This window comes from Chryseobacterium sp. Leaf201 (genome assembly GCF_001421435.1).
Lineage (GTDB): Bacteria > Bacteroidota > Bacteroidia > Flavobacteriales > Weeksellaceae > Chryseobacterium.
In genome coordinates this window covers 38244-51686 of record NZ_LMKA01000056.1, presented here as the reverse complement: position 1 = coordinate 51686, position 13443 = coordinate 38244, and the positions used below count along the sequence as shown (strand labels likewise).

Genomic DNA, 13443 nt, shown 5'->3' with positions numbered 1-13443 from the left:
TTATTATTATTATTATTATTATTACCAAACGGGCAGGTCTGATCATGTTATCCTTAAATTCAGGTCAGAATTTATTAACTTTTTTGATCTGTATCCATCATCTGAAGCATATTGCAGACTGATTTTGAGGTTTGGGTTACCCTGGGATTTTGTGTAATGACATTCTCTAAAAAATCCCGGTTTGTATCTCCCCACACATTCATCGCGTCAATGATGGGCATCAGCGACCATCCGATTTCTGTTAATGCGTATTCCACTTTAGGGGGCAACTGATGGTAAATTTTCTTTTCAATCATCCCATGATCTTCCAGTTCCTTTAGCTGCACATTCAGCACACGGCGTGTTGCATCGGGCAAAAGCCTCTGGATCTCACTCGGGCGCTTTACATTCATGGCTATGGCATTCAGCAGTGCTGGCTTCCATTTGCCGTTAAGTACTTCTCTGGTCAGGTGCAGGCCGCAATCTATTGTAAGTGGGATCTTCCTTTCGTACATAACATATTTGTTTATACAAAAATACACATTTAACAGAATCGGTGAATAGGGATAAATTTATCCCTACGGTATTAGTTTACCCTATATTGCTTTAGCCCGGCAGATATCGGAGATTTGCTGAAAAAAAAATAATGGAAGATACAACACAGCCTTTATTGGAAGGATATCAGTTAGGAGACCTGCAATTGAAAAACAGGATCGTGATGGCATCGCTCACCCGTGGGCGTGCCAACAATGCAGAACTCATACCTACGCCTTTAATGGCCCGGTATTATGCCCAGCGCGCTTCTGCCGGTCTAATTATTAGCGAAGGCACCTGGGTAAATGCAAAGTCTATAGGTTTCATTAACGTTCCGGGAATTTATACCCAGCAGCAGGTAGAAGGGTGGAAGCTGGTGACCCGGGCAGTACATGATCAGGGCGGATTGATTTTTTCACAGTTAGGCCATATCGGTTCCGCATCGCACCCGGATTTCTTTAACGGGGAACTTCCTGCAGGGCCGTCAGCCGTCAATCCGCAAACCCGTTCTTTTACGCCCGAAGGCTTTAAAGATTCCCTGGTGCCGCGTGAATTGGCGGCTGCCGAAATTAAACAGATCGTGCAGGATTATAAACAGGCTGCAAAAAATGCCCGGGAGGCAGGGTTTGATGGTGTCGAAGTGCATGCAATAGCCGGAATGCTGATCCCGCAATTTTTAAGCCTTGCTACAAACCGGCGTACCGATGAATATGGCGGAAGCATACAGAACCGTTCGCGTATCGTATTTGAGATTTTAGATGCAATAACCGAAGTGTGGGAGCGTACCCGTGTCGCTGTTAAGTTTGCGCCGGCCGCATTAAGCAGCGTAGGAATTATGACTCCGGATGAAGAAACCATCCCGCTTTTTCAATATATACTGAAGAAACTGAGCGGATATAATCTGGCGTATTTACATATTGCAGGACCTGCAGAAGATCTGAGCGGCACACCTGTAGCAGAATTAGAGGACAATTACTTCAGCCATTTCCGTCAAAACTACAGCGGCCGGCTCATGGCTAACCTGGGTTTTACACAGGAAAGCGGCAATGCAATCCTTAAAGAAGGTACAGCTGACCTGGTATCTTTTGGCGCACCATTTATTGCTAATCCCGATTTACCGGAACGTTTCAGGTATCATGTTCCACTGTCAGAAAGCAATCCGGACACCATCTATACCGGTGGTAAAAATGGATATGCTGATTACCCAAAAGCGGAATACAGCAGTGATATTGATGAGGCTTGAAATAATTGGTAAGGATTATCTGAAAAACCCATTATCATTGACTGCAGTTTAAAATAACCGATGTCCTGAAATCTTCTATGGTCATAACGATCAGAAGAAGGCCAGAGAAGACAGAATAAAAATATTTTATAATTATCGGAAAGATTTTAAAATTAACGGAGAAGAGACCAGATACCCACCCCGATTGCTGCATACGCGGTAATGGTGATAATATCTGCGATGGGTTGTGAAAAGCGCTTTTCTGCAATTCTCTCGCTATTAATCTGGTTCTTGTGGAATTTCAGTGTTTTTTCAGGATGATGAACCGGGTGTGCAACCAAGCTGTCATTTTCCCATCTGTCCACTATTATTTTGTACGACTTACCATCAACATCAATTTTAAAATTTTTGCCGGCTGCAAGTTTTTCCCGGACATTAATCGGGGTGGGTACCTGTTGTACGTTAGAATTCTGAGGAGGGGTATTAACAGAAGCTGTATTTTTTTTAGCGTCTTGTTTATTGTCAGCCGCTGGATCCGGTTGCTTTTTAACCTGGTACGTATAACAGCTGCTGAGAGAAAATAATATAAGGATGAGGTAAAGATTCTTTTGCATGAGCCAAATTTAAGAATTAAACGGAATATTCAGTATTTTCTTTTGAAAGATGCCGTTTTTATATTTTATTTACCCCTTTAATCTGCAGTCATGCACGGGAAAACAGTTCGCGGTTTGGCGTAAAAATAAAATCCTGTCTAATTCAGGATTTTTTCCGTCTGCTTTTGGTTAGATCAGTTAGTATGCCTGCATGCTTTCATTAATTATTGATTCTGTAATGATCCCAGTACCTGTTTACCAGGACAAAAAGCTCTTTATGGGTCATGTTAATTTCATCATTGGAAAGGTATATTAACAGGGTTTTGCGTCCGGACCTGTATTTTCCGTTAATCCTGGAATTGTATCGTTCTGCTACTTCTTCGCCAGTGTGAAGTTCAATACCGTTTATGACCCAAAACCTCTTTGTTTCACGGATTTCGGTAATGTCTGACCAGTAAATGAGTCCTATTTTCCCGGCGTTAATAGTCATTTTGGAAAAGATACCGGCTTCAGATAACATCAGAACGGGTTCGCGATTGAACAGGCGGACGACGCAATAACAGAAAGCAGCCAGGGCGAGGCCGAAAAAGAGTGTAAATGAGCTGCTAAGAAAGGGAGCAATGACTGTTACTGCAATGCCGAAAGCAATGACCAGGCTGAGCAGGATCAGTCTTTTTCTGAGGCTGGGTAATAGTTCTATGGGTTTCATGATGTAATAATAATCCGGATTTAAAAGGGTTCTCCGGATGTGGATTTTTTATTGTTATGCTGATTTGATTGTGATGAGAAGCTTATGTCAGGCTCTAATGTTCAAATATACTTCATAATGTTTATCGGTAATAATGATGGCTGCTTATTTCGGTCTGCATTGTAATTACTTCTTCCTGTATCATTATGTTTGGTTTATCGCTATGTCTTATAGGTCCCGGATTTTTATCTCAATCGGATAAATTGTTTTTTCGTAAGTTTTTATTTTTCTAATAATAGCTGCTTTTTTGATGGATTCTGATTTAACCAAATCTACCAAAAGCAAATGAGAAATAAAAACCACAACATTTATGCTGTGGTTTTAACATTGAATTATTCCTTGTTTTCTTTTGGTATTGGGATTTCCTGGCTTTGGATCAATAGTATATTTTGATGATCAAAGTAATGTTCATTATCCGTATCTGAATTTCTTTTATTGTGAGCAATATTAGCTGTTATTCCTAATTCCAAATCTTTTGAATGCAAATTTTCATCATCAAACCCGGTATCAAAGTTTAAAAGTTAATGATCTCATGGACAGGAGCCTTTGATCTGAAGCCTCTTTTTTCAAACGGGAATATAAGGTGCGATTCTTATTCTATTGTACCTTTCAATACTTTGTACAAAGGATAGGATTTTTTTGGTTTATCGACCTAATTTCCTAATCCCTTTTTTATTTCATATAACTGATATAAATTTATTAAAGTCAGGATGACTTCTGTAAAAATAAAAATCCTCAACTAAAAAGCCAAGGATTTTATTTTCAAAATAGTATTGTGATTGGTATTTTATAATATGCAATTAGTATGCCATACATAAATTATTTTCAATAGATCTGAAATATTTTTCAATTGTCTATTGTATTTGTAGACTAATTGCTTATATTTGCACCCGATTCTCATGTTTAATTGAGTTTTCATGGTTATTAGTTTTTATCCTCGGCTGTGGCCGGGGATTTTTATTTTAGATTAGTCACTCATTTGATGATCAATATTCTTTCTTCTGACAATCATTTTGCAGCATACGGATCAACTTTTCCTTTTCTCCAGTTTGGTTGTTAATATGCTTCCGAAAGTTGGATCAGAATCTTAAAATGAATAAAAAGATTTCCATAAAGAAAGGATATACTGCTTATTTAACTTATCAGGAATTTCATATACCACTGATTAAGGACAATAAAATTACTTTGCATACATTTGTTTAATTTATGATTACCCAAGAAAGTTTGTCCGATAAAAGCTTCAGCATAGATTTAATTCTCCAGGCATTAGCTTCATCGCCGTCACCCACTGCCATTTATTCAGGTGAAGATATGGTCATCCGTTTTGCAAATGCGGGCATGTTAGCATTATGGGGTAAAGACCCATCTGCCATAGGTAAACCGTTGATGGAAGCAATTCCGGAACTGGAAGGACAGCCATTTTTAGAGTTATTGCAAAAGGTCTGGCGTTCCGGTGAAACGTATTCTGTACATGAGGCGCCTGCAAAACTGATCAAAAACGGAGTGGAAACGCTTGATTATTTTGATTACGAATATAAGGCGCTTACTGACCATAATAATGAGACATGGTGCATTCTTAATACGGCACTTAATGTTACCTCGCGCCGTGAATTTGTACAGCAGATACAGCAGAAAGAAGAAAGGGAACATGCGCTCAATGAAGAAATGGCTGCAACACTTGAAGAACTGACTTTCACTAACGCAGAGCTCAGCAATTCTCTAAGACAGCTTGACCAAAGCAGGGAGCATATCCGGACCATCATTGAGCAGGCTCCTGTAGGAATTGCCATGCTGAAAGGGCCGGAACATATTATTGAAATCGCCAATCCGGCCATTCTTGATATTTGGGGCCGTACAGAATCAGAAGTAATCGGCTACCCGCATGAGGATGCGCGGCCGGAACTGCGCGGCCAGTCTGTAAATAAGTGGCTCAAAGAAGCTTATCAAAGCGGAAAGCCTAAAATCAATAATGAGTTCACGGTCAGATTGCATCACCATGGGGGACTGAGGGAAGCTATCGTGAATTCCGTATATCAACCCATATTTTCTGATCGTGGCAATATTTCAGGTGTTCTTATCATTCTTGAAGAAATCACTGAGCAGGTTTTGGCCCGTCGGAAGAATGAGAATGACCAGCAAATGCTGGCGCTGGCTATAGATGCAGGACAGCTTGCCACTTTCTATTACCAACCCGCAACCAATCTCTTTTCCGGAAATACCCTGCTTAAAACCTGGTTCGGCCTGTCTTCTGAAGAACACTTAGACCTGTCTCTTGCGTTAGAGATGATTGTGCCGGAAGATCGGGACCGGGTTACTGCAGCGATTATGAAATCGCTGGATAAAGATGCTGACGGTCATTATTTTATAGAATACAGAATCCAGAATAAAACGGATAGAAAAATAAGGCTGCTCCAGGCCAATGGCCGGGTTTTTTATGATCAGAAAGGAGATCCGCTGAGCCTTAACGGTACGCTCAGGGATATTACGGAACAAAAAAAAGAGGAAGAGCGGAAAGATGATTTTATGGGCATGGTCAGCCATGAGCTTAAAACACCACTCACATCGCTTAAGGCCTATATTCAGATTTTACAGCGATTACCCGTAAATGCAGAAAACTCCAGGCAGGAAAATATACTGGAAAGGTGTTTAAAGCAGACGGATTATATGAACAGTATGATTAATGGCTTTCTCAATGTGTCAAGACTTGACTCCGGACAGCTGCACATGGATAAAAAAGCTTTTGATTTCCAGTTATTATTCTCGGAAATTGAAGATGAAGTACTTTCAATTAACCATAACCGTAATTTTATTTTTAAACCCTCTACACAAACTTCAGTACTTGCAGACCGTGAAAAGATATCGCAGGTGCTCCACAATCTGATCGGAAATGCAATCAAGTATTCTCCTTTTGAATCCGTTATTACCGTAGAGTATTTAACAATTGGGGATAACAGTTTAAAAGTCAGCGTGCAGGATGAGGGAATAGGAATATCTGCAGATGATCAGCAGCGGATATTTGACCGCTATTACCGGGCAAAGGATCTTCACAGTAAATCTATTGCAGGATTTGGCATAGGACTTTATCTCTGTAAAGAAATTATTGAGCTCCACGGCGGTACGATTCAGGTGCAAAGTACTAAAAATAAGAAGACTGTATTCTCTTTTGTTTTGCCGATAGACGGGCAGAAGCTTTTTAACTGATATAACAATAAACATTCTGATGCCTGGCTTTAAATTTTCCTCGCTTTTTTAATTTTCAGAGCAATTCTTTATGTTGTAATGTAAATAAAGGGTTTAACGGTAAGGTTAATCTACAATTCAATTAAAAAATTGAGTAAAGGTCTCATAAAAAATGATCTGTTATATATTTGGTTATATCATTTTATATTCTTTTAATGTACATTCGTGGCCTATTACAAAATGAATCTGGTGAAGTCGTTAATTATAAAGTCAGTTATTTTATTTTTAATAGAAAGATTATTTGAATAAACACGGTTTTTTTTATTGGCTTACTGACCTGCATAAAGGTTTCTGTTGGAATTAATGACTGTTATTTCTACTTAATATAAGCTGTGGGGGAGGGTGCATAAAAGCAGGATTTTATGATGCTGCCTATCAGCTTTAAAATAAGCTTAAAATTAAAATCATAAAAACTGATCATGATTTATATCTAACTTTAATTAAATTTTTTAAACATGGTGATATGTGAGGATTTGTTATTTTCTCATGGTGCTACGGCACAAATTATTAATTCACAGGAATATATTTTTCAGGAAGGAACAACTTCAAAATTTTATTTTCAGATAAAAAAAGGAACTGTAAAGATTAATAATTTTACAGTAGACGGAAAAGAATTTATACATGGTCTCCCTTTTGACGGGCACTGTTTTGGCGAAAGTTATATATTTACCCAGACACCCTATGGTGTTAATGCCATTGCGGTAATTGAATGTGAGGTAATAAAACTTGAAAAAGAAAAATTTGTACAACTCTTATTGTCAAGCCCGCATCTCTTTCTAAAGATAAACAAATACACTGCAGAGCGTTTGCATTTCAGATACTTAATATCTACATTCTTATGTGAAACAGATCCTTTAATAAGAATTACAAAACTCTTGAATTATATGAAAGGATATTTTAAGTGTGTAGATAAATACAGCTTTATTGTCCCGTACACCAGAACCCAACTCGCCAGTTTAACAGGATTAAGAATTGAAACAGTGATCCGGACAATTAAAAAAATGGAGATTTATGGACATGCTAAAATAATAGACAGAAAAATTTATTATTAAGCGTGTTAGTCTCTCAAAATAAGCTGTAAATAGGCATACAATCTGGATTATAAAACATCAGAAGACATATTGTAATAGAACTTCGGAATATAATAACCGCTATTCGCCGTGTTTGGAGCGTGTAATCCGGATAAGGATTTAAAACATAAAAATGGCCGGAATTTATTCCGACCATGAATCGATCAATCGTCGTTTTTCTTTTTAGACGATAGTACGCTTACGGCGACGGCTGTCACCGCAGCAGCTACCGCCACTTTCAGCAGAAAATTCTTTTTATTGTACTTCCATTCGGCTCCCCAACCACGCTCGGCAAAGATATTGGGAAGATGGCCTTTTTTTAAGTCGTCAATAATTCCCTCAAATGCGCCCACGCGGTCTGCCAGTACAAGCGGAAGCCATCTGCCATAGCTGGACTCACTGTAACGGAACGCAAATTTCCGGATGGCTCCGTTAACGCCTTCCGGCGGCGATGCAGTGCCGAAAACAGCGGTTAAGTTCGGACGCTCTACGGATTTCAGAATTTCAACGTCTTCAGGCTGCTGTTGCGGCCGTTCCCATGCATAACCCTCATGTTCTTCATTGGTGCGTTTCTTCATAGGATAAACGGGATCGTTTTCAGGGTCGGCATCTATTCCCCAACCTTTTATATGACTGTAATCTGCCTGTTCGCTTTTTTTAAAGTCGGAAGGCTTTGTTTCGTCTGTAAGCATGTCGTAATATTTTTTTAGTTAAAACTCGTTAAGCGGTCGGCGGAATAAGCACTGTCTTTATGCAGCCGTCCAGCTTGCGCGAAAATATATGATAGGCATCGGCTACTTCTTCCAGCGGAACCCGGTGGGTAATGATTTGTTTCGGGTCAAGAACACCGTTTTTGATATGCTCGATAAGCTTGGGCAGGTGGCGTTTCACGGCTGCCTGGTTGGCCCGGATCGTAATCCCTTTATTTACCACGTTTCCTATCGGTACCAAGGCATCTGTTGGGCCGTAAACCCCTACAATTGACACGATGCCGCCTTTCTTTACCCCATTAATGGCCCAGTGGAGCGCTGTGGTAGAACCACCCTGCAAAAGCAGCTTCGTGCCCAGAACCGTATTCGTCAAATTTCCTTTTGCTTCGCAGCCTACAGCATCTATACAGACATCCGCACCCAGAGAATCGGTTTGGGTTTTGATGAAGACCACGGGGTCGCCGATGCTGTTAAAATTATAAGCTTCACATTGCGCATATTTGGCTACAAAATCAAGCCGGTATTCCAGATGGTCAATCACGATCACTCTTCCTGCACCGAATAGCCACGCAGATTTCGCCGCCATAATACCAATGGGCCCGGCGCCGAAAATTACTACGGTATCGCCTTTCTGAATGCCGGCCATCTCTGCGGCCTGATAGCCGGTAGGCACTACATCGGTAAGCAGCACGGCATCATCGGGATCCATCCAGTCCGGGATTACGGTTGGTCCTACATCTGCGTAAGGGACGCGGGCATATTCTGCCTGCCCGCCCTGAAAGCCGCCTGCCGTGTGGGAATAGCCAAAAATACCTCCTACTGCAGTGGCCATTGAATTGGATTCATGGCAGTTTCCGAAAAGTTCCTGTTTACAGAAGGCGCATTTTCCGCAGGCAATGTTAAAAGGTACCATTACCTTGTCGCCGACTTTCAGTTTTTGTACAGAAGAGCCGATTTCAACCACTTCTCCGATGAATTCATGCCCAAACGTAGTCCCCACACGGGTGTCCGGCACAAGGCCATGATAAAGATGCAGATCAGATCCGCAGATACAGGATCTTAAAACCCGCACGATGGCGTCTTCTGGATGTTCTATTTGCGGCTCCGGCATATTGCGGTCAGCGCGCACGCGGAAGGGTCCGCGGAAATTCATTGCTAACATAAGCGTTTATTTATGATTGGTAGTGCAAAGAGTAAAGCAAAATAAATACCGCCATAAAGCGCTTGGCCATAATTTATGGTTTTTTATATGAGGGAAGACGGGTTTGGTCATGAAGGTAAAGGCTTGTGTTTCGTTACCATAGCAGTTAACATAAATTAATCTGATTTAATTTAAAGTTTCTTTTTACAGTCTTTAATAACAGAATATTTCCTGACGGCAGATTATATAATTGTCATTGATTATAGCATACGTATTGTGCTCAGAAGTGAATCGGAGTTGGTGTATGGAAGAAAAAACAGGAATATATCTTCATTAACCATTTGCTATCAGGTGATGCCGGGAGCGTAGTTCACCCTATGGCATAAAATAAAATCCTTAACTAAAAGTCAAGGATTTTATTTTCAAAATATTAATGTGATTGGTATTATACGGTATGCAATTAATATGCCATACATAATTTTTTTTTATTATAGCTGAATTTAAGTTGTGCAATCCACACTGTCATAACTTTATTTGTAAGGAACAGAAACAGCTTATGTATACCTTTCCAATTATTTATTGGGAGTAAATCAGAAAAAGTATGGATCGATCAATCATTTATCCAGGGAATAGTTATAATGACTTAACAATCAAATCTTAAAAATAAATTTTAAATTAGCAGCTGAAAGATAGCTTTACCAAAGGTTTTATAATCGAATGGGCGCAATTCGTAAATTTGAACGTTAATGGCAGGCAAACTTAAAATACCTAAAACTATAATATGAAATTTTCAAGTGATTTAGTAATTTATGATTTAGAAGGAAGTTGCAGAACTTTTGGGAAAAATGAAATACAGGAAACGAATATCATAGAAATAGGGGCTGTAAAAGTAGATAAGAAAACGGTTGAAATAAAAAGTGAATTCTCAATTTTAATTAAACCGAAACATTTTCCAATTCTACCTGAAATCACTGAGATTACAGGTATTACAAATGAAATGGTTGAAAATGAAAAGTATTTTGATGAAGCAGTTCCCCTGTTCTTAGATTGGTACGGAGAAAAAAATAAATCAACTTTAGCGGGTTGGGGACTGTACTACGATTTACCGCTTCTAAGGAAAGAATTCACGGAATTCGGATTTGATTATAGTACCTATTTTGTAGGTGGGGGTTTTGACATCAGGGCACTGGGTGTTTACTGGCTGGCAAAAAAGAATATTTCTACATCTGGAATCTCATTAGAAAGAGTTTTAGAAAAAATGAATATAAAAGAAGATTTTAAATTTCACAGGGCATTAGATGATGCAAAAGCAACAGCATTAATATTGCAACACATTCTTAATGAAAAATAATTGCCTGCTATTTAAGATTGTTTGTCAATAGAGGACGGAAGTCTAATCCACGTTTTGTACTTCGGTAGTTATTTGTATTTCAGTTAAGCGCTTCGGCTTGAAATATCTGTCATCGCAAAACTCCCAGATATTAGCATTATTTTCCAAGACCCCTCTGAACTGCGGCAACAGACGTTCCGACAGTCTTAATTGCTTCTTTCAACCGCTTTAAATCGTCAGCAAAAGCGTGTTGCTTTTTTTTAAGGCTGAAAGAAAAACGATTTACTTATATTTGCCCCCAAAGCAAATTCAAATGTTCAAAAAAGTATTCATTGTATTGATCCCTGGCTTTTTTACGGTTTTCTGTTCGGCCCAACAGGTCCGGCCCTCAAAATCATCTGAAATTTACCGCGAACTCAAAACCCTTAAACACCTGCCCAAAGTTTTATACCTTGCGGCTCATCCCGATGATGAAAATACAGGATTGCTTTCCTGGCTAATCAACGATCAGAATGTGGAAACAGGCTATCTGTCGTTAACCAGAGGAGATGGCGGTCAGAATTTATTAGGCACGGAACAGGGTGCTGCATTGGGTTTGATCAGAACACATGAGCTTTTAGAGGCACGGAAGTTAGACGGTGCCCAACAGTTTTTTACCCGGGCCATTGATTTCGGGTTCTCTAAAAATACCACCGATACCTTTAAACAATGGGATGCAGAGGTCATTACAGCAGATGTCGTTTGGGTCATCCGTAAATTCCGTCCGGATGTGATCATCTGTCGTTTTCCGCCTACTGCGGCGGCAGGGCACGGACAGCATGCGGCTTCGGCGGTGGTTGCAGAAAAAGCTTTTAAACTGGCAGGCGATAAAAATGCTTTCCCGGATCAGCTGAAATATGTCAATGTATGGCAGCCAAAACGCGTATTGTGGAATACTTTCAGATTTGGTGCCGTCAATACCACTGCCGAAAATCAACTGAAAGTCACGGTTGGGCAATACGATGCGCAGCTGGGAATGGGTTACGGTGAACTGGCAGGATTAAGCAGAAGCTTACATAAAAGCCAGGGCGCAGGAACACAGTCTGTAGCCGGGATCAGAACTGAATATTTTTCCCATATTGACGGCGAGCCTGCCAAAGCAACCCTTTTTGATGGCGTAGTTAAAAGCTGGACTGCAAAAGGAAACACGGATATTGACCAGTCATTAGATAAAATCATCTCAGCTTTCAATTTTAATCAGCCTGATCTCAGCTTGCCTGCTTTGCTTGCTTTGCGAAAAAAGGTCATGGCGCTAAAAGATGCAGACCTGAAAAAGGATAAAATTACGGCACTCGATCATATCATTTTAAGCTGCGCCGGGTTTATGGGTGAGGCAGTCACCAGTCAGGCTGAAGCGGTTGCCGGAGACCGTTATAATTTCAGGCTGAATCTGATTTCAAGGGCTGAAAATCCTGTTGTTTTAGAAAATGTAAAATGGTTAAATCAATCAGAAAGCTTCAACAGAAAACTGTCAAAAGATTCTTTAATTACCATTCAGCATGAGATTCAGATTCCTGCCGATGCAGCACTCACAGAACCTTACTGGCTGGCAAAACAAGCCAAGGACGCGGCAACTTTCTCTGTTCCAAATGATACTTTAATCGGCCTGCCGGAGGCAGAATCACCACTGAATGTTTTGCTCAGCTTAAAAATCGGTTCGGAAAAGTTTCAGGTTCAGCTGCCTTTATCTTTCAAGAAACTAGACCCGGTGCGGGGTGATGTGGTTGAAGCCCTGCGTATTGTTCCTGCATTGGAACTGAAATTTACACAGCCTCTGTATCTGGTTAAAGAAAATGAAGATCTACATTTGAGTTTAAATTTTAAGGTTAATTCCGGTAAAAAATTCAACAATGGTAAAGTAAACCTGATGTATAACGGAGAACGGTTAGGCGGCGGCGAAATAAATGCGATCAGCGGGAAAGACTTTACCGTCGATTATGTTATTCCAAAAGCGAAGCTTGCCTCAATCAAATCGGCCCGTTTACAGCTGGATGCCAATTATGCTGCAGATGGAGCAATGTACAATAAAAAACAGGTATTGATTCAGTACCCGCATTTGCCTTCCTTACAATATTTTGCGCCTGCCACGGTAACGGTAATGAAAGGCGATATTCAGGCAAAGGTTAAAAAAGTGGGGTATATAGAAGGTGCGGGCGATTTCATTCCTGAGTTCTTACGTATTGCAGGCATTCAGGTCGAGGTTCTGAAAGACGAAAATTTTTATGGCAGCTTAGATCAATCCGGCGCAAACGGCAGTCAGAACAGGCTGTCGCAGTATGATGCCATTGTACTGGGTGTCCGTGCCAACAACACAGAGAAAAAGCTGGGCCGCTGGATGCCTTTTTTATATTCTTATGTAAAAGCCGGGGGTAATCTGGTGATGCAGTATAACACCAACCAGGATACCACCGTTAACCAATTGGGGATGTACAGTTTCAGCATTGCCAATAAGCGGGTGACCGAAGAAAATGCTGCGGTTACGTTTTTAAATCCGAATCATAAATTACTCAACTTTCCGAACAAAATTACGGCGGATGATTTTAAAGGCTGGGTACAGGAGCGCGGCGCCTATTTCCCGGACCAATGGGATGCAGCGTACGAACCGCTTTTTGAAATGCATGATACCGGAGAAGAGCCTCTGCAGGGATCCACTTTATATGCAAAATACGGAAAGGGTAATTTTATTTATTCGCCGCTGGCCTTTTTCAGGCAGCTGCCTGCAGGAAATGCGGGTGCGGCACGTTTATTTTTAAACTTTTTATCTGCACAGAAAAACTGATGAACAATCAATTTAAAAACTGGAATACCTGGTACATCCTATTGGCCGTTGCATTGGC

General features: G+C 40.4%; 10 protein-coding genes. 5 read left to right on the top strand and 5 right to left on the bottom strand.

Annotated features, from left to right (window positions below; all coding sequences use genetic code 11):
• Positions 1 to 74: 74 nt before the first annotated feature.
• Positions 75 to 494 carry a winged helix-turn-helix transcriptional regulator gene (locus ASE55_RS05680; RefSeq protein WP_056216499.1) on the bottom strand — a complete coding sequence of 140 codons (420 nt, stop codon included), beginning with the start codon at positions 492 to 494 and terminating at the stop codon, positions 75 to 77.
• A gap of 131 nt (positions 495 to 625) precedes the next feature.
• On the opposite strand from ASE55_RS05680, the gene ASE55_RS05675 reads away from it, so the two are divergent.
• The gene (locus ASE55_RS05675) at positions 626 to 1756 is read left to right on the top strand and encodes an alkene reductase (RefSeq protein WP_056216497.1); all 1131 of its coding nucleotides are present in this window, start codon (positions 626 to 628) and stop codon (positions 1754 to 1756) included.
• A gap of 152 nt (positions 1757 to 1908) precedes the next feature.
• Here ASE55_RS05675 and ASE55_RS05670 read toward each other — a convergent pair whose 3' ends face one another.
• Complete coding sequence (locus ASE55_RS05670) at positions 1909 to 2349, bottom strand: hypothetical protein (protein ID WP_056216495.1); 441 nt, start codon at positions 2347 to 2349, stop codon at positions 1909 to 1911.
• Positions 2350 to 2548: 199 nt separating this feature from the next.
• Positions 2549 to 3037, bottom strand: coding sequence for an STM3941 family protein (locus ASE55_RS05665; protein WP_056216493.1), 489 nt, complete (start codon positions 3035 to 3037; stop codon positions 2549 to 2551).
• A gap of 1245 nt (positions 3038 to 4282) precedes the next feature.
• On the opposite strand from ASE55_RS05665, the gene ASE55_RS05660 reads away from it, so the two are divergent.
• Together ASE55_RS05660 and ASE55_RS05655 are read left to right on the top strand one after the other, a co-directional pair.
• Positions 4283 to 6277 (top strand): ATP-binding protein, encoded by a 1995-nt coding sequence (locus ASE55_RS05660; protein ID WP_056216491.1) that lies wholly within the window; start codon positions 4283 to 4285, stop codon positions 6275 to 6277.
• Between the two features lie 494 nt (positions 6278 to 6771).
• The gene (locus ASE55_RS05655; RefSeq protein WP_056216490.1) at positions 6772 to 7368 is read left to right on the top strand and encodes a Crp/Fnr family transcriptional regulator; all 597 of its coding nucleotides are present in this window, start codon (positions 6772 to 6774) and stop codon (positions 7366 to 7368) included.
• Between the two features lie 182 nt (positions 7369 to 7550).
• On the opposite strand, the gene ASE55_RS05650 is transcribed toward ASE55_RS05655, so the two are convergent.
• A complete protein-coding gene (locus tag ASE55_RS05650) occupies positions 7551 to 8078 on the bottom strand; it encodes a hypothetical protein (RefSeq protein WP_056216488.1) in 528 nt (175 codons plus the stop codon).
• Between the two features lie 28 nt (positions 8079 to 8106).
• The gene (locus ASE55_RS05645) at positions 8107 to 9258 is read right to left on the bottom strand and encodes a zinc-dependent alcohol dehydrogenase (protein ID WP_056216486.1); all 1152 of its coding nucleotides are present in this window, start codon (positions 9256 to 9258) and stop codon (positions 8107 to 8109) included.
• A 760-nt stretch (positions 9259 to 10018) separates the two neighbouring features.
• Here ASE55_RS05645 and ASE55_RS05640 point away from each other — a divergent pair.
• Both ASE55_RS05640 and ASE55_RS05635 read left to right on the top strand, forming a co-directional pair.
• Positions 10019 to 10588, top strand: coding sequence for a 3'-5' exonuclease (locus ASE55_RS05640; RefSeq protein WP_056216484.1), 570 nt, complete (start codon positions 10019 to 10021; stop codon positions 10586 to 10588).
• 292 nt (positions 10589 to 10880) lie between these two features.
• Positions 10881 to 13385, top strand: coding sequence for a PIG-L family deacetylase (locus ASE55_RS05635; RefSeq protein WP_056216482.1), 2505 nt, complete (start codon positions 10881 to 10883; stop codon positions 13383 to 13385).
• Positions 13386 to 13443: the final 58 nt, after the last annotated feature.